The organism is Zongyangia sp., assembly GCF_965361945.1.
On the sequence record NZ_CBDTOK010000051.1, the window covers coordinates 1 to 18,368 of the forward strand.

The 18,368-nt window shown below is 42.8% G+C and carries 15 protein-coding genes and 2 pseudogenes; 16 read left to right on the forward strand and 1 reads right to left on the reverse strand.

Features of this window, described 5'->3' with window-relative positions; all coding sequences use genetic code 11:
* Window positions 1-158: 158 nt before the first annotated feature.
* The 15 genes and pseudogenes from ACZ25G_RS03270 (at window position 159) to ACZ25G_RS03340 (ending at window position 16,363) form a co-directional block, all read left to right on the forward strand.
* Window positions 159-1,651, forward strand: a pseudogene (locus tag ACZ25G_RS03270) (FGGY family carbohydrate kinase).
* 14 nt (window positions 1,652-1,665) lie between these two features.
* Complete coding sequence (locus tag ACZ25G_RS03275) at window positions 1,666-3,360, forward strand: FAD-dependent oxidoreductase (RefSeq protein WP_463681528.1); 1,695 nt, start codon at window positions 1,666-1,668, stop codon at window positions 3,358-3,360.
* Window positions 3,357-4,619 carry an NAD(P)/FAD-dependent oxidoreductase gene (locus ACZ25G_RS03280; RefSeq protein WP_463681529.1) on the forward strand — a complete coding sequence of 421 codons (1,263 nt, stop codon included), beginning with the start codon at window positions 3,357-3,359 and terminating at the stop codon, window positions 4,617-4,619. The genes ACZ25G_RS03275 and ACZ25G_RS03280 overlap by 4 nt, the downstream gene beginning before the upstream one ends.
* Entirely contained in the window at window positions 4,616-4,984 is a 369-nt protein-coding gene (locus ACZ25G_RS03285; RefSeq protein WP_463681530.1) for a DUF1667 domain-containing protein, read from the forward strand. Before ACZ25G_RS03280 ends, ACZ25G_RS03285 begins: the two co-directional genes overlap by 4 nt.
* 15 nt (window positions 4,985-4,999) lie before the next feature.
* On the forward strand, window positions 5,000-6,409 hold the full coding sequence (locus tag ACZ25G_RS03290) for an FAD-binding oxidoreductase (protein WP_463681531.1): 1,410 nt from the start codon (window positions 5,000-5,002) through the stop codon (window positions 6,407-6,409).
* Complete coding sequence (locus tag ACZ25G_RS03295) at window positions 6,406-7,530, forward strand: hypothetical protein (protein WP_191483309.1); 1,125 nt, start codon at window positions 6,406-6,408, stop codon at window positions 7,528-7,530. Before ACZ25G_RS03290 ends, ACZ25G_RS03295 begins: the two co-directional genes overlap by 4 nt.
* Window positions 7,531-7,652: 122 nt before the next feature.
* Window positions 7,653-8,432 carry a DeoR family transcriptional regulator gene (locus tag ACZ25G_RS03300; protein ID WP_191483310.1) on the forward strand — a complete coding sequence of 260 codons (780 nt, stop codon included), beginning with the start codon at window positions 7,653-7,655 and terminating at the stop codon, window positions 8,430-8,432.
* Window positions 8,433-8,543: 111 nt separating this feature from the next.
* A pseudogene (locus ACZ25G_RS03305) lies at window positions 8,544-8,819 on the forward strand (alcohol dehydrogenase catalytic domain-containing protein); the annotation flags it as partial.
* Between the two features lie 45 nt (window positions 8,820-8,864).
* On the forward strand, window positions 8,865-9,554 hold the full coding sequence (locus ACZ25G_RS03310) for a zinc-dependent alcohol dehydrogenase (RefSeq protein ID WP_342680718.1): 690 nt from the start codon (window positions 8,865-8,867) through the stop codon (window positions 9,552-9,554).
* A gap of 137 nt (window positions 9,555-9,691) precedes the next feature.
* Window positions 9,692-10,786: a DUF5131 family protein gene (locus tag ACZ25G_RS03315; RefSeq protein ID WP_463681532.1), complete on the forward strand. Its 1,095-nt coding sequence runs from the start codon at window positions 9,692-9,694 to the stop codon at window positions 10,784-10,786.
* A 110-nt stretch (window positions 10,787-10,896) separates the two neighbouring features.
* Complete coding sequence (locus ACZ25G_RS03320; RefSeq protein WP_463681533.1) at window positions 10,897-11,568, forward strand: response regulator transcription factor; 672 nt, start codon at window positions 10,897-10,899, stop codon at window positions 11,566-11,568.
* Window positions 11,569-11,594: 26 nt separating this feature from the next.
* Window positions 11,595-12,587 (forward strand): sensor histidine kinase, encoded by a 993-nt coding sequence (locus tag ACZ25G_RS03325; protein ID WP_463681534.1) that lies wholly within the window; start codon window positions 11,595-11,597, stop codon window positions 12,585-12,587.
* Between the two features lie 111 nt (window positions 12,588-12,698).
* Entirely contained in the window at window positions 12,699-13,463 is a 765-nt protein-coding gene (locus ACZ25G_RS03330; protein WP_463681535.1) for an ABC transporter ATP-binding protein, read from the forward strand.
* Window positions 13,460-15,517 (forward strand): ABC transporter permease, encoded by a 2,058-nt coding sequence (locus tag ACZ25G_RS03335; RefSeq protein WP_463681536.1) that lies wholly within the window; start codon window positions 13,460-13,462, stop codon window positions 15,515-15,517. The genes ACZ25G_RS03330 and ACZ25G_RS03335 overlap by 4 nt, the downstream gene beginning before the upstream one ends.
* Before the next feature lie 117 nt (window positions 15,518-15,634).
* Complete coding sequence (locus ACZ25G_RS03340) at window positions 15,635-16,363, forward strand: transglycosylase domain-containing protein (RefSeq protein WP_463681537.1); 729 nt, start codon at window positions 15,635-15,637, stop codon at window positions 16,361-16,363.
* 60 nt (window positions 16,364-16,423) lie between these two features.
* Here the strand turns inward: ACZ25G_RS03340 and ACZ25G_RS03345 are convergent, their stop codons facing one another.
* On the reverse strand, window positions 16,424-16,681 hold the full coding sequence (locus ACZ25G_RS03345) for a heavy-metal-associated domain-containing protein (protein ID WP_342680707.1): 258 nt from the start codon (window positions 16,679-16,681) through the stop codon (window positions 16,424-16,426).
* Window positions 16,682-16,843: 162 nt separating this feature from the next.
* Between ACZ25G_RS03345 and ACZ25G_RS03350 the strand changes: the two genes are divergently transcribed.
* Window positions 16,844-18,368 (forward strand): heavy metal translocating P-type ATPase (locus tag ACZ25G_RS03350; RefSeq protein WP_463681538.1); only part of this gene is annotated, 1,525 nt, incomplete at its 3' end.

The following is an 18,368-nucleotide window of genomic DNA, read 5'->3' on the forward strand; positions in this document are numbered from 1 at the left end:
GTTTGGGGATATCTCAAGGATTGACATTGCCACAACTATCCGATATTATTAGATAAAACCACATAAATATAATATAAAACAACAAAATATTTATAATTAAATTTGAATAAACAATATAAAACCAATTTTATATTCTAATAGAAATAAGGAGGTTTGCTATGAAACAGTATGTATTGGTTATCGATGAAGGTACCACTGGAACTCGGGCGCTTATCTTTAATCAAGAGTTTTCTGTTATTGCCCAGAGTTACGAAGAATTCACTCAATTTACTCCAAGCGAGGACAAAGTTGAGCACGATGCCATGGAAATCTATGATAAGACAGTACAGCAATGTCGTATGCTATTTCTCAGGCAGGAATTTCTCCTAATGAAATAGCCTGTATTGGCATTACTAACCAGAGGGCCACTGCGGTGATTTGGGATAAGGAGACAGGAATTCCCTTATATCATGCGATTGTTTGGCAGGACAGCCGTACCGGTGCTCGTTGCGAAGAACTTAACAATAGTCCCTGGGGAATGAAATGCAAAATGGCGACAGGTTGGACCATTGCTACTGTCTATTCTTCACTAATGATTGAATGGATGATGCAAAATGTACCTCAGGTACGGGAGAAACTATTAGATGGATCAGCTATTTTCGGCACCATTGACAGCTGGTCGATTTGGAAGTTGACAGGTGGGAAGACCCACGCCATCAGTTATTCCAACGCATCTGTCACTGGAGCACTGGATCTAAAAAGCTGTACATGGTATCAGGAGCTTCTGGATTATTTGGGAATTCCCGTTGCTTGCTTCCCGTCTATCATGGATGATTCGGGGAATTTTGGCACCACTCTTTCAGAGATTTTAGGGGCAGAAATCCCCATTATGAGTGCTATTGCTGACCAACATGCAGCTCTTTATGCACAGGGTTGCCGTGGAGCGGGCATGGCAAAACTGACAAATGGTACTGGTTCTTTCTTGGATGTCAATATTGGTGAGCAATGTGCGGTTATTCCAGAGGGTGGAATTAATACCGTGATCGGTTGGAAAATTGGGGAACACATTAGCTATGCCATGGAAGGCTATGCAGCAGTTACAGGATCTGCTGTCCAGTGGCTTCGGGATGGTCTTGGAATCATTGAAAAATCTGCTGACAGTGAAACGCTAGCGCGTTCAGTAGAGGATTCTAACGGACTTTATCTGGTTCCTGCTTTAACAGGACTAGGAACTCCCCACTGGGATCCTTTTGCCAGGGGGCTGATGATCGGTATCAATCGTGGTACAACAAAGGCGCATGTATGTCGGGCAACTTTGGAATCCATTGCATTTTCTATTAAAGATATCATTGAATCCATTAAAGAGAATTCTGGACAGGGCGTAACCGACATTCGTATTGATGGCGGGGCTTCTAAGAATAACCTGTTGGCTCAGCTATTGGCGGATATTCTTGACGCGACTATTCGGCGTCCAAATTCGGTGGAAGCTACTAGCTTGGGAGCTGCAGAATTAGCAGGTTTAGCCGCGGGCATATGGCGTGAAGAAGATTTTGACCGTGCAGTTACATATGATGCTACTTTTACCAGCCATATGGAAGATACAACAAGAGCAAAACGTTACAGCGAATGGCTAGAAGCGGTGGAAAGAAGCCGCAAATGGATCAAGCAATGAGGAGTGATTAAAACTTGCAAAGTTTTTATGATCGGCTTGCTCAGATGGGAATCCATGGTCATGCAGAAATTGACCTGGATGAGGATGGTATCGCCCATCTCACGGGAAGCCTTGGAAGTTGGCAGGAGGTTGTGGATGTAGGACACATGGCGGCCAAGTTACCAGGCGTGCGCCATGTGGTGTGTGATCTGCAATCTCCGGAAGTGAAGGAGAAGAAAAAAGAGGATATATCCCCTTACCGTGCATTAGGTGAGGTAGATCGGGCGGATGTTGTTATTATTGGCGGTGGTGTCACTGGATGCGGAATTGCCCGGCAGTTGAGCCGCTATCAATTAGATATACTGCTGATTGAAGCGAAGGAAGATATTGCTTGTGGTACAACAAAAGCCAATAATGGCATGATTCATTCTGGATATGATTCAAAACCGGATACACTCAAGGCTAAGCTCAACGTTCGCGGAAATGCTTTGTATAGTGATTGGGCCAGAGATCTGGGATTTCAGTTTAATCGGACAGGATCTTTTGTCTGTGGTTTTGATGAAGAAGATAGAAAAGTCATTGAGGCATACTACGAAAACGGAAAGAAGAATGGCGTTCCCGGTATTGAAATCATTTCTGGAGAGAGGGCAAGAGAAATTGAGCCGGCACTTTCCAGTGCCATTACCTGCGCGTTATGGACGCCTTCTGCTGGATATGTGGAGCCATATGAGGTTGCGCTGGCATTGGCAGAAAACGCAGTGGACAACGGTGTGCGTTTCCGTCTCTCCTGCCGCGCTGTAGACATGGAAATTGACAATGGCCGGATTTCAGGAGTGCTGACAAATCAAGGCTTGATAAAATGTGACTTTGTCATTAATGCCGCGGGTCTCTATGCAGACGAAATTGCTGAAATGGCAGGGGATCGCTTTTACAGCATTCATCCCCGTCGGGGTGGACTTGTCATTTTCGACAAAGAATACAAAGGAAAACTTTCTACCTTTGCTGGATTGGCTCCGAGCAACTATACCAAAGGCGGAGGTCCTATGATGACTCCAGATGGTACAATGCTGTGGGGACCTTCTGCAAAGGAAGTATGGGACAAGGAAGACCTTTCTGTTGAACAGGAAGATATGGATTTCATTTTAGGCAAGGCTTTTCGTCTGGTAGAGGGAATGGATAGAAGCGGAGTAATAACCTACTTTGCAGGAAATCGGGCAGCTACCTACGAAGAGGATTTTATTATCGAGAATTCCAAAAAGCTTCATAATTTTATGCATGTAGCAGGTATTCAGTCTCCTGGATTGGCAAGTTCCCCGGCTATTGCAGAGTTGGTAGATACGTTGTTGCTGCAGCGGATGCCAAATGTTAAAAATAAAGCAAATTTTCATCCGGTGCGTCAAGCGCAGACTCCTTTTGCTAGAGCAAGCGTAGAGGAACGAGAGGCCATGCTCAAAGAAGATCCACGATATGGCCACATTATTTGCCGGTGCGAAAGTGTAACTGAGGGAGAAATTGTCAAAGCCATCCATGGAAAAATTCCAGCGACAACCATAGATTCTGTTAAACGGCGGACACGAGCAGGCATGGGCCGTTGTCAAGGGGGCTTTTGTGGAGCAAAAGTACTAGAAATCCTTTCTAGGGAGCTTGGTGTTTCCCCGTTAGAGGTTACCCTCAAAGGAGAGGGATCCCAAGTACTTTTGGAAAAGACGAGGCAGGTGATCGATCGATGAGAAAAGAACAGGTAGATATTGCAATCATCGGCGGAGGACCTGCTGGTTTGGCTGCAGCAGTTCGGGCAAAAGAACTTGGAGTTAAAAAGGTGATGCTCATTGAACGTGACGCTGATCTCGGAGGTATCCTGAATCAATGTATCCATGATGGTTTCGGCCTCATTCGATTTAAAAAGCAACTTTCAGGTTGTGAATATGCCCAGCGCTTTGTAGATATGGTACATCAAAATGATATTCAGGTGATGTTGGGCGCGATGGTGCTAGAACTACACCCGGATAAGACTCTTTTGGTAACAAGTGAGAAAGAGGGGCTTACTCAGGTAGATGCAGGCGCAGTCATCTTGGCGATGGGTTGTAGAGAACGCACTCGGAGTCAAGTAGGAATTATGGGAAGTCGGCCTGCTGGAGTACTCACCGCCGGAGCGGTACAAAAGTACATCAATGTGGAGGGATTTTTGCCTGGAAAACGAGCTGTAATACTGGGCTCCGGCGATATTGGGCTCATTATGGCCCGCCGTATGACCTTAGAAGGCATCAAGGTGGAAGGTGTTTATGAAGTAATGCCATCTCCGGGCGGCCTCAGAAGAAATGTAGTCCAGTGTTTGGAAGACTATGGAATACCTCTTCATCTTTCCACAACCGTCACAGCGATTCATGGTAAGGAACGGATTACAGGAGTTACTGTAGCACAGGTGGATGCTCAGAGAAAACCGATAAAGGGAACTGAGAGACAAATTGCCTGCGATTTGTTGGTCCTATCGGTAGGATTAATTCCCGAAAATGAATTGAGCAGGGGAGCGGGAATTATGCTGTCCTCAGTTACACGAGGGCCTTTGGTAGATGATGGAATGATGACATCAGTTCCAGGAATCTTTGCCGCGGGAAATGTAGCTGCTGTTTTTGATTTAGTAGACTATGTGTCTGCAACAGGAGAAAGAGCGGCTGCCAGTGCGGCGGCCTACCTAAAGAAAGGGGTACCGGTTGGGTCTAGCTATGCCATTGAGGCAGGAGAGAATGTCTCTTTCGCGTTGCCGCAATCTTACAAATCACCAGAAGAGGACGATACATGTACTCTCTATTTGCGTGTTAGAAAGCCAATGACAAATACAAAAGCTATTGTCAAATGCGGGGAAAAAATAGTTGCACAGAAACACTATAAAGTGGCCGCTCCGCCTGAAATGATGGCAATTCCGATTCAACTTAGCACAGGAATGAGTGGGGGCGTCACTGTGGACGTACTTGAGGAGGAAGGCAAATGAAACAAATAGATTATACCTGTATTGTCTGTCCTCAAAGCTGTGATATCACTTTGGTTGACGAGGAAGGAAAGATCATCGTTTCAGGAAACAGATGTGTACGAGGCGAAAATTATGCCAGAAACGAATACACAAATCCCCGGCGGATGATCACCACTACAGTGAGTATCAAAGGCTCCCATATCCATATGTTGCCAGTAATCAGCAGTGATACCGTGCCAAAAGAAATGTTAAAGGATTGCCTTCATTACCTTTATACATTGCAACTAGAAGCTCCGGTCACTATAGGACAGATTGTTGTCCAGGATATTTTGGGCACAGGTATTGATATCATAGCGGCCAGAACAATTTCAAGGTCAGATCAATAGAAAGGAACTAAGATGATGAACGAGACATTACAGCGCTTTTGGGACGAGGTACGAGTTCAGTGTCCTGGTACTGAAATTTTGCTCTCCCCTGAAGAGAAGCTCATCTATTCCCACGGATGCTATCCCAGGGAATATAAGTGGATGCTTCAAGGAAAATATCCTTATCAAACCAGTGGTGTACTGCGCCCTGAAAATGAGGAAGAGATCAGTGGCATCATGAAACTTGCCCAGCAGTATAAAATACATGTAATTCCTTATGGAGGAGGAAGCGGCATCGTAGGCGGGACCATCCCGTATCATGGCGAAGTTGTGATTGATACCAAGAGACTTCAGCATTTTTCAATTAATGTTAAAAATGCAACGGCAACCGGCGGTTGCGGCTTGTCAGGGGCAGAGTTTGAAAATATGCTCAATGAACATGGCTATACTTGTGGACAATATCCGCAGTCTTTTCAAAGCGCCTGTTTAGGCGGTATGGTAGCGACTCGTGCCATTGGCACCTTTTCAACGAAATATGGCAAAATGGATGATATGGTCACTGCTTTGCGGGTAGTACTTCCTAATGGAGAAATACTAGCTACCCATAAAGCTCCGAAACGTTCCACTGGACCTGAGCTCAATGAGATTTTTCTTGGCAGTGAGGGAGTATACGGTATTGTTACCGAGGTGGAAATGAAGATCTATCCTGTCGCAGAACATCGGATTTTCCGTGCATATACTTTCCCCTCCACTCCTGATGGCTTAGAGGCCATCCGCCGCTTTATGCAAAGGGGCCTGCGGCCTGCTGTGGTACGTCTTTATGATGAAGTGGAGGCAAGCCACAAAATTGCCCAATATCGTTTCGAAAAAGGTTTTGCTCTTTTAATTCTGGTCTTTGAAGGAGAACGGGAAATGACTGAACTCGAAGCCCGGCTTACTGATGAGATCTGCCGAGCAGGACTGGGGCGGCCTAAAGGGGAGTTAGCCGCTAAAGAGTGGTTCGACACCCGCTTTTCCACCAAGAAGATGTTGGATTACGATGCAATACCAGGCGGTACTGCTGACGCAATTGAGGTGGCAGCTCCTTGGGACTGCATTGAAAACGTATGGCGGGAGATGAAAAAGGCTTTAGAACCTCTCTGCGAAGTGGTGGACTGCCATTTTTCCCATGTTTATCACAATGGCGCCAGCGTCTATGTCATCTTTCACTCTAAGACAGGCGGAGATGATAAAGCTGGAGAGGAGCGCTATTTACAGTGCTTGAGAATTGCCTGTGAGACTAGCTTGAAATATGGTGGCAATGTGTCTCACCATCATGGAGTAGGTACGGCCAAGGCAGAGTTCTTGGTAAAAGAACATGGAAAGAGCGGTATCCAGGTGATGCAGGCGCTCAAAGACGGACTCGATCCAGATGGAATAGTGAACAAGGGGGTGCTGGGACTATGAGAAAATTCTCACTTGACAATAAAGTATTTGCGGATATCCTCAAACATCAGGCGGTTCATATGGATCAGGCTGTTTGTTATTGTCCGGAATATCTGGCTACAAGGGATATGTGCTATTATCCATCAAGAGTAGCACAAATTATCAGGGCCGTTTGGCTGGGAGAATTAGAGCCATCCCAATTTGGAGCTGATCTCGTATTTTCATCTCTCCTTTCCGGTTTAGGAGAGCGTTGGCAAAACTTTGGTGAGAGTCCCAATGGATATCTTTTCTCGCAGATATTAGGTCGGGAGCTTTTCTTGAAGCATGGATTTTATCGTGAGGATGCCGACAAATTATTGGAGACAATCGCTTCTCAGGGAGATCATATTCTCCCCATAGATGCCCATGAACGTCAATTATGGAAAGAAGCGATTCCTGTAGAGGAAGACAGCAATATTTGTTTGTTTGTCGACGATGCCACCTATGCTTTTTGTTCTTCGAGTGCCATTCATTTGGGTGACTTTTTGAATAGCTTAGATATACAGGTTCATGAAGATATTGGCCCCTACTTCGGAGGGTTTGAATATTTTGCTATGGGCCTTGTGGACAAAGGGATTGCCCATTTTCAGAAGTTGATAGATCAACTAGAGGAAAAAGGTATCCGTAGAGTTATTACCCTTACAGGTCAAAGTCATTTCCTGTTGACTACCCTCTGTGAAGCAGTAGGCATCTCACATGAGCTTGAAATCATCAATATTTTGGAACTCGCTACAGAGATTACAGCTTCTAAGGCTTATCTATATGGCGGCAGCTTTTATACCCGATTTTTGGGAATGTCAGACCTGCTCAATGAGCTAACGGAAAATCAGGAAGAGAAGCCAATCCATAATAGCTGTGAATTCCTTCCCTTCGTCGAAGGAGATAAAAGGGTAAACACTGTTACCATGTGGGGAATGCCGGTTTGCTCTGAGTTTATTTTAGGAACAGGTGATGACAAACTTCTTTCCAGCATAGGTGCAATGGCTGTAACAGATATCAAGAAGGCGGGAGGGAAAGAAATTATCGTTTGTGATCCCCATGCCTACTTTAAATTACACAGATTAGGTAATACTGCACAATACTATCTGGACTATCTTCGTTAAAAATTGCCCTTTTCACATAAAAGTAAACATGATATATTATTAATTGTACATCTCATATGGTGAACTTTTGAAGTTAACATGTGTAAGCTTTGATTATGATTAAGGGAAAAGGATAAAATATTATGCTCAGTGTAGATAGGCAAAAGGAAATTTTAGATCAACTTTTTAGGGTCGGTTCTGTGAAGGTTTCCCAACTTAGTCAGAAATATGGGGTGAGAGAAGAAACAATTCGCAGGGACCTTAAAGCGCTGGCTGGCAAGTGGGACATTACGTTAGTATATGGCGGCGCTTGTATCAATAATTCAGGTACAACGCCCAACATTCATAACGGAGTGAAAGAACTGGCTCTGACAGCAAAACGTAATACAAACTATGAAGCGAAACAAGTGATTGCGAAAAAAGCTGCTTCTCTTGTTGAACCCGGTGATACCATTGGCCTTAATTCAGGAAGTACGCCAGAGTATATTTTAGATTATATTGGGGACAAAACGCCACTGAGTATCGTCACGCTAAATGTTTATATTGCTGCGAAAGCCTCTTTGCTCCCCAATGTCCAAGTCTACCTGCCAGGTGGAAAGGTACGTACCCGCTCTGGAATGATTGTAGGTCCAGGTTCAGCTGAGTTTATCCGGTCTTTCACCATCGACAAGTGCTTTTTTGGAACATCAGCGATTAGTATTTCAGGTGGCATAATGCACCCCGTGTTGGCCGAAGTGGAGAGCAACGTGGCAATGCGGGAAGTTTCCGGAAAATGCTATGTGGTGTCAGATTCCAGCAAGATTGATAAACGATCCCTTTTTCGTATGTTGCCCATTCATGAAGTTGATGCCTTTATCGTCGATGACGATTTTCCTGAAGAGTATCGACAATATATGGCATTACAAAATATTGAGGTCATTTAATTATTAATTTTAGGAGGTATTGTAATGGCTAAAGGAAAAGTAGCAATGCTAGTGGCAAAGAGAAAGTTTGAGATTTAGGAATATGATATTCCCGAAATCAATGACGATCAGATGCTTGTTAAAATCGAAGGTGTAGGTGTCTGTGGCACTGACGCTCATGAGTACAAGAATGATCCTTTTGGTTATATTCCAATTGTATTGGGTCATGAGGGTACTGGCGAAATCATCAAAATGGGCAAAAATATTAAAACGGATACTACTGGTAAACCCCTGAAAGTTGGCGATAAAATTGTCACCTCTGTGTTTACTTGTGGCACTTGCCCGTCCTGCATCGATTTTCCATCCCGCCCCAATTTGTGTGACAATCTTGGTTGCTATGGCCTGATGCCGGATGATGATATTCATTTCAACGGCTATTTTGGTGAATACTTGGTGCTGCGGAAAGGATCCTCTGTATTCAACGTCAGCAAATATGATTTGGATACCCGTATGCTCATCGAGCCCTTGGCTGTTGCTGTCCATGCACTGGAAAGAGCAAAATCTACCGGTCTTTTAGGGTTTAACTCTACTGTACTTATCCAAGGCTGTGGTCCTATCGGATTGAGCATGTTGGCCACTGTGAAGGCTTTTGGTATTACCAACATCATTGCAGTCGATGGTAGTGATTCCAGATTAGCTGTTGCCAAAGAGTTTGGTGCAAAGTATACCTATAACTTTACTAATTATGGAAGTTTTGACGAGATGAAAGCCGTCATTGAAAAGGAAGCTGGAAATGCTCATTTTGCGTTCCAGTGCACCGGCGTACCCAGTGCAGCATCTAATATCTATAAGTTGGTCAAACGTGGCGGTGGTGTCTGCGAAGTTGGTTTCTTTGTTAACAATGGTGAGTGCACAGTAAATCCCCACTTTGATTTCTGCAACAAGGAGATCACCTTGGTAGGATCTTGGGCCTACGCAGTTGAGGATTATCCGAAGACTATCGCACTGATGGATACACTTCATGAGATGGGCTTGCCGATTCAGAAATTGGTCACTCATAAATATCCGTTAGAGAAGGTTACCGAAGCTCTGGAGATGAACCTGAGCATGGAAGGCATTAAAGTTGCTATTGTCAATGAATAGTCACTTGCCGTACAAAAGATTATAAAAAGGTAAATACATATTTGTTTCATTCTAGAGGCCACAAAAGTTGAAATCTTTTGTGGCCTCTTTTTATGTGATAGGGTATAATAAATTTATTAGTTTCGGGAGGCAGTTCAATGATCATATGGAATCCATGGGAGAAAAAGAAAAACCTCCTTTGTAAAACTTCAGATTTTGATCTTCCTGTCAGGAAAGACACCTCAGGTGTTAATCAAATTGAACACGGGACTGTGATTGTTTCTACTTGTTCCACTGGTGACTTTTTTCTTCCAGAGGCAGATTTGTGGCGTGGACAAGCTTGGAAGATGATAAGCGAAAGGCAGGATTTAAACTTTTTAATCCTTACACAAAAGATTGAGCGCTTTCCCGCTGTCTTGCCCAACGATTGGGGAGAGGGTTATCCCAATGTAGCAATAGGATGTATATGCCGAAATCAAGAAGAGATTGATAGGCAGATTCCGATCTTCTTAAAATATCCAATCCATCACCGTAAAATTCTTGTATTACCAATTCTAAGCGAAACTCATATTGCTCCATATTTGGTGGAGGGAAAAGTAAACGAGGTAATTTGCGGTGGTGATCAAGGAAAAAATGGCCGCATTTGTGATTACCGTTGGATATGTCATCTGAGGAAACAGTGTATAGATTCCAGAGTAGCTTTTTACTTCTATAGGACTGGAACAAATTTCTTGAAAGACGGGAAGATCTATCATATTTCGAAACTAGAGCTACAACAGGAGCAAGCCATGAAGGCGGGAATCAATTTTATCCCGAACCCAGCAGTAGTAAAAAAACTGGAAACGGAAGATTTTCAGGATTTTATGAATCAATTATTTAATCGATTGGAAAAATCCAAATTTCGAAGTAAATTTCACCTGGGATATCAGGATATGGGATATATAAGACAAAAAGGAATGGATGTCATTGAAAAACATGCGGCTGACTTTGTCAGACAAAGGCTAGCACCGGCAGAGCCGATAAACGATGGAAAGCAGACACCTATGCGGGGGCATCCTGTTTTTCTTGCACAACATGGCACAGGAACCTGTTGCAGAGGGTGCCTTTCAAAGTGGCATCATATTCCAAAAGGAAGAAAGCTGACAGCAGATGAACAGACATATGTAGTTTCTGTGATTATGGAATGGATTCGCCGGCAATTGCATTCTTCACCCGATAGAGAATGCAACAAGAATGACGGGGAAGATGCATGATCCTAGCTGAATGATTGACAGAGATTCTTGGTATGGTTAAAATGAATTTTATCGGTAAGGACAATGAGAACTGGAATGCTTTTGTGTGAAGAAGGAAGAAGTTTGAGAATATGTACCGAATTTTGATTGTAGAAGATGACATGGGGATTGCGCAGGCTATGGCAGAGCAGGCAAGAATGTGGGAACTGGACGTAAAATGCGTGGAGAATTTTCGGAATGTAATGAAAGACTTCTCAGAGTACCGTCCTCACCTTGTTCTATTGGACATTTCGCTGCCTTTTTTTAATGGGTATCATTGGTGCACAGAAATTCGCCGGGTATCGAAGGTACCGATTATTTTCATTTCATCGGCATCGGATAACATGAACATAGTGATGGCGATGAACATGGGCGCAGATGACTTTATTGCGAAGCCCTTTGATCAGAGCGTATTTATCGCAAAAGTGCAGGCCCTATTGCGTCGTACTTACGATTTCGGATCTGCAGTTTCTGTATTGGAACACCATGGGGCTATTCTGAATTTAGAAGATCACACAATGTCCTACAAGAGCCAGAATATAGAGCTTTCTAAAAACGAGTACCGCATTCTACTGACGCTTATGGAAAACAAAGGAAAGGTCGTCAGCCGGGAAAGGTTGATGGAACGACTTTGGGAAAGTGATAGTTTTATTGACGAAAATACATTAACTGTCAATGTCAACCGATTGCGAAAAAAGTTGGATGCCTTTGGATTAAAGGACTTTATCACGACAAAATTTGGAGAGGGATATTTGCTGAACTGAGGTAAAAGAAAGAAGATAGGAAGGAAATGAAGTTTTTTCTCAATTATTTAAAAGACCGCCGGCGAATCATAGGATTAGCTTTGCTTTTTTGTGCGATTTTTCTATCTGCCTTTGCATTGTATCATTTGCCCATAGGCGCTGTTCTCTACCCGGCATGTGTATGTTTAGTTTTGGAAATAATATTTATTTTGTTTGATCTTCGCAGGGCATATAAAAAACACAAACGACTGGCAGCACTTCAGAAGTTGCCTGCTGCTTTAATGGATATTTTTCCATTTGGAGATTCCCAAGATGATGATGACTATTTGCAGATTATCCAGAAGTTAATAGAGGAACAAAAACAGACAGCAAACAAATTAAATGGGCAATATATGGATATGGTGGATTACTATACCATTTGGGCTCATCAAATTAAGACCCCAATCGCCGCCATGCATCTCACATTACAAAACGAGGATACGGAGCTTTCCCGAAAGTTGTCAGAAGAATTATTCCGTATTGAGCAATATGTGGAAATGGTCCTATGCTATCTGCGTTTGAGCTCGGATTCAACAGACTATGTGATCCGTTTGCAGGAGCTGGATGACATTGTGAAGCAGGCGGTAAGGAAGTTTTCTAGCCAGTTTATTCGGAAGAGAATTAGGCTTGTTTATGAACCGTTGCACAAACAAGTAATTACTGACGAGAAATGGTTGCAATTTGTCATTGAACAGATCCTATCCAACGCGATTAAGTATACCCGTTCGGAAGGCAGTATTACGATTGACTTAGAAACGCCTGATACATTGTGTATACGGGATACGGGAATTGGTATTGCACCGGAGGATTTGCCGCGTATATTTGAAAAGGGATATACGGGCTACAATGGCCGCAGAGATAAGAAAGCCAGTGGTATCGGATTGTATTTATGCAAAAGAATATGTGATCATCTAGGGCACAACTTGTCAGTTAATTCTTCTCTTGAAGATGGGACCGTTGTGCGGATTTCTTTGGCGAGAAAAAATATTGAAGTCGAATAGACTTCTTACAAAACTGTAAGAAATATCGGGAGAAATGTAAGCCAATTCGATGGAGCTACATTTCTCCTTTTTGTTACAATAAGAACAACAAAAAACAGGAGGCCTTTTTACATGAGTATTTTGGAAGTCAATGGACTGAAAAAGGTATATACGACTCGTCTTGGCGGTAATAAAGTAGAAGCCCTTAAAAATGTGACATTTAGTGTGGAGCAGGGCGAATATGTCGCTATCATGGGAGAATCTGGATCAGGCAAAACCACCCTTCTCAACATTTTAGCGGCACTGGATAAGCCGACAAGTGGAACTGTCTTGCTTGATGGGAGGGATATCGGTAAAATCAAAGAATCCAGTCTAGCAACATTCCGACGGGATCATCTAGGCTTTGTATTTCAGGACTTTAATCTGTTGGATACCTTTTCTCTCGAGGACAACATCTATCTCCCTTTGGTGCTAGCCGGAAAAAGCTATCGAGAAATGCAACAGAAAATCGCTCCTATTGCCGAGCGGCTGGCTATCACAGATATTTTGAAAAAATATCCATATGAAGTCTCAGGAGGCCAAAAACAACGAGCTGCGGTGGCAAGGGCACTAATCACCGATCCGCGGCTGATACTAGCGGATGAACCCACTGGTGCCCTGGATTCCAAGGCTACAGATGAGCTCCTCCATCTGTTTAGAGAAATCAATCGAAATGGGCAGACAATTTTGATGGTAACGCATTCTGTCAAGGCGGCAAGTCATGCGGGTAGAGTTCTCTTTATTAAGGACGGAGAAGTTTTTCATCAAATATACCGGGGTAATAATTCTAATGAACAGCTTTATCAAAAAATTGCGGATACACTGACCATGTTGGCAACAGGTGGTGAAACAAGATGAAAAAAGGATTTTATTCAAAGTTGGCCTGGACAGGCATACGGAAGAACAAAAAGCTCTATACGCCTTATATTTTGACCTGTATTGGCATGGTGATGATGTTTTATATCGTGTCGTTTCTCTCCATTAGTGATATCCTTAACAGTATGCCAGGCGGAGACACCATGCAGATGATGTTAGGTTTTGGTTGTGGTGTTATCGGCGTATTTGCACTGATTTTTTTATTCTACACGAACTCTTTTTTGGTCCGTAGAAGAAAAAAGGAATTCGGGCTTTACAATATTCTCGGAATGGGAAAATGGAATCTCGCCAGGGTTCTGTTATGGGAAAGCTTGATTATCGCGGGGATTTCTCTGGCCATTGGATTATTTTTTGGTATTGTGTTCTCTAAATTTGCAGAGCTTGCCATGATTAATATTCTCTCTGCAGAAATAACATTTTCCTTGACCATAGCACCACAGGCCATCATACAGACTTTAGCTTTGTTTGCGGGCATATTTCTGCTCATTCTTCTCAATACGCTGCGCCAGATCCACTTGACAAACCCCATCGAGCTACTCCATAGTGAAAATGTGGGAGAAAAGCCTCCCAAAGCCAATTGGTTTTTTGCGTTGGCCGGTGTCGTCATCTTAGGAGGGGCTTATTATCTAGCGGTATCGATTGAAGACCCTATTATGGCTATGCTTTGGTTTTTTGTTGCAGTTATTATGGTCATCGTAGCAACCTATCTTCTCTTTATCTCAGGATCGGTTGCCGTTTGCCGGATCCTTCAGAAGAAAAAGAACTACTACTATAAAGCCAATCATTTTGTTTCTGTATCCTCCATGGCTTATCGGATGAAAAGAAATGGAGCGGGCCTTGCGTCTATTTGTATCCTTTGTACCATGGTCTTGGTCATGGTTTCTTCTACCGTTTGCTTATATATCGGTACAGAAGATAGCCTTCGGGCCTATTATCCACGTAACATTTGCCTGGACACCCAAGCAAGCAAAATTTCCACCATCGATTCTGAAACTACAGAAAAAATTAGAGAGCTTTCTGACCAGGTCCTTTTAGAAAATGGGCAGGAAGGGAAAAATACACTGGATTACCGTGTAGCAGAATTTCCTGGATATATCAGTGATGGTGTGGTGCAGACGGATCAATCGTCGGTGCCTACATTTCAGCTGAGCGCATATTCCGATATATGGCAAGTATTTGTAATATCCTTGGATGATTACAACCGTTTGATGGGACAGCAGGAAACCCTAAGGGATGATGAGGTTCTTATTTACACTACGATAGAGAACGGTTATACCGAAGAGACGATTGCCATTGATAATGCAAAGCCTATGAAGGTGAAAAAGGCAGTAACCCATTTTACCGATAATGGGATTGATGCGGTGGAGACGGTTCCTTCTCTCTATATTTTTGTACCGGATTTTGAACAATATCTTGCTCCCCTCATGGATGCTACAGATGATAATGGAAATCCTGCAATAGAACTTCACTGGTTTTATGGGTTCGACTTGGAATGTGATGACGAAATCCAGATACAAATTTATCAGCAAATACAAAACGGCTTGGGTCAGCTCTCGTTTTCCAGCGAAGATGACAGCTTTGTTATCCAATGTGAGAGCGTAGCCAACGAAAGACAAGTGTTCTATGGCCTCTATGGCGGTCTTTTCTTCCTGGGTATCCTATTAGGGGTAGTTTTTATTTTTGCTGCTGTGCTCATTATTTACTACAAACAGATTTCTGAAGGATATGAGGATCAATCCCGCTTTGAAATTATGCAAAAGGTGGGCATGACGCAAAAGGATATCCGAAAGAGCATTAATTCCCAGGTGTTGACTGTATTTTTCCTTCCCCTCATTGCCGCAGGTATCCATCTTTGCTTTGCATTTCCCTTAATTTCCAAGCTATTGACCCTTTTCAATTTGACCAATTTACATCTTCTTATTTTAACTACCATAGCCTGCTATTTGATTTTTACCTTGTTTTATATGCTAGTGTACAAGATCACTTCGAAAGCATATTACTCCATTGTCAGCGGTATTGGAAAAGAAGCGGTGTAAAATTAAAGGAAACGTTCAAAAGATTTCACAGAAATGACAAAGTGTGCTTCTAATCTTGTTTTCATGCTGTGATATAATGAGAGCAGGGAAGAAAAACGCCAAAGAAACAGAAAGGGGATGCTTAAAATCAAAAGAATTCTTCGCCGAATCTTCAAGATTTTATTTGGACTTGTGGCAATCGCTTTCTGCTTAGTTTTTGTTGTCTGTGCTGTATTTGGTATTAAAGGATATTGTATGTACCGCGATGCAATCGATCAAGTACCGATAACGGAAAAGGTTGAATCCATACGCAGCAGGGAGGGCTTTACTACCTATGAGGAACTCCCACAGATCTATAAAGATGCCGTTATTTCCGTAGAAGATCATCGTTTTCTATCGCATAACGGAATTGACGTTATTGCGATTGGGCGGGCGTTGGTCAACGATATTCGCACCATGTCTCCGGCTGAAGGCGGAAGTACAATTACCCAACAGCTAATGAAGAACCTATACTTTACACAGGAGAAAAAATTAGAGCGCAAGTTTGCAGAAGTTTTTGCAGCCTTAGATATGGAATCAAAATATACGAAAGAAGAAATCTTTGAGCTATATGTGAACACGATTTATTTCGGCAGCGGATATGAGGGGATATATGAAGCGGCTCAGGGATATTACGGAAAGAATCCGTCAGATCTTAGCGATTATGAAGCAGTTATGTTAGCAGGTTTGCCTAATGCGCCTAGCTCTTATTCTTTTGATACCAATCCAGAGCTGGCTAAACAACGTATGCGTCAGGTGCTCATCCGCATGATCGATTGCAATGTGATGACGGTGAATAGGGCAGAGGAGCTATTATCAGAAAGCTAGTATAAAAAAGGGAAGCTCTTAGGAGCTTCCCTTTTGAGTGTTAAGGTTAAATTATAAGACTTATCCCTTTTTAAAAAAAGAAAATCCCTTCTTTTCATAAGGCTCACTTGCAATAGAAGATACAGCATATCCAGAATCAGAGATAGTTTTTTTTAAAACTTGTTCATCTATGGCTTGATCGACAATAATAACGGTCTGGTTTTTGCTATGGGATGAATTCACCTTTTTCACAGGAAATGCCTTTCTTACAGCATCATTGACATGAGCCTCACACATGCCACACTGCATTCCCTCCACGGTTACAGTATATTTAATCATAAAATCTTTACCTCCCTTTAAAGTTAGCTTTAGCTAACATAACTGTATCATATTCTTTTATAAGCGTCAACATAAAATTATAACACGTGTATATCATTGACAATACCTATAGGGGTTGATATAATATACATGTACCCCTATAGGTATAAAAGGAGGCGCGTTATGAGAAAATTAGAAGCTTTATTAGAATGGGGAGGAATAAAAAAAGATATAGTTTGCTTGGTTGTTTCCGGATTTGCACTACTTGTTAGTATTTTTGATTTTATTCCACTTCCTTTTGATGCAGCATGGATTGCCATTATTTTCTGTGGAATTCCTATCATTTTAGAGGCAATTATTGGGCTGATTACTGCGTTTGATATTAAGGCGGATGTTTTAGTATCTATTGCACTGATTGCCTCTGTCATTATTGGTGAAGATTTTGCCGCCGGTGAAGTGGCTTTTATTATGCAACTCGGTGCGCTTTTAGAGGACCTCACAGTTGCAAAGGCAAGGGCTGGAATTGAAAAATTAGTACATCTTACTCCTCAGACAGCGCGGATTATTAATGGGAAGCATGAAAGGATAGTGCCCGCACAGCAGGTGAAGGTAGGCGACATTCTCCGTGTTCTACCTGGAGAAACTGTCCCAGTCGACGGAGTTATCCTCTCAGGACAGACGTCAATTAACCAGGCCGTCATGACAGGAGAATCACTCCCTGTGGATAAAGCGGCTGGTGATGATGTATCAAGCGGCACAGTCAATCAGTTTGGCTCCTTTGATATGAAGGCTACAAAAGTTGGAGAAGACAGTTCAATCCAGCGTATGATTCGACTGGTACAATCAGCGGATGCAGGAAAGGCAAAAATTGTTGGTATTGCTGATCGTTGGGCTACCTGGATCGTGGTCATTGCTTTGACAGCAGCAGCGTTGACCTGGCTGATCACTGAAGAAATTATTCGCGCAGTTACCATTTTGGTCGTTTTTTGCCCTTGCGCGCTTGTTTTGGCCACGCCTACTGCCATTATGGCAGCAATTGGAAATGCTACAAAACATGGGTTCCTCATAAGAGAGGGAGATGCATTAGAGCGTTTATCTACTGTTTCAATGATTGCCTTTGATAAAACAGGGACACTTACTTATGGAATACCTGAAGTAGTCAAAGTAAAAAGCTATATGAACGAATATCCCGAAGAAAAACTATATGCTTTGACTGCTGCTGCGGAACAGCGCTCAGAACATCCCTTGGGGAAAGCAATTGTTCGCTGTTATCAGAAGGATAAACAGGAGCTTCTTTTACAAAATGAACAGTTTCAAATGCTGCCTGGCCGTGGCGTCTTGGCCTTTGTTGGAGGAGAGGAGATTATAGCAGGAAATCGAGAATTATTGAGCGAATCTGATGTGCTATTAAATGAAGCACTGATGAAAGAGACAGACTCTTATCGGTCTCAGGGGTGTACGATTATTTTCGTAGCTATTCAAAGAAAGCTCGCGGGATTTTTGGCTTTATCCGATGCGCTTCGGCCAGAAAGCGCAGGGATGATTCAGAACATCGATTCTCTTGGCGTTCAACCTGTTTTACTGACAGGGGATAATGATCTAGCGGCACAGGCCATTTCAGAAAAGCTGCAAATCCGTGAGGTTCATGCCAACTGTCTGCCAGAAGACAAACTTACCTGGATTGATACTTATCAGAAGAAAAAAGAAT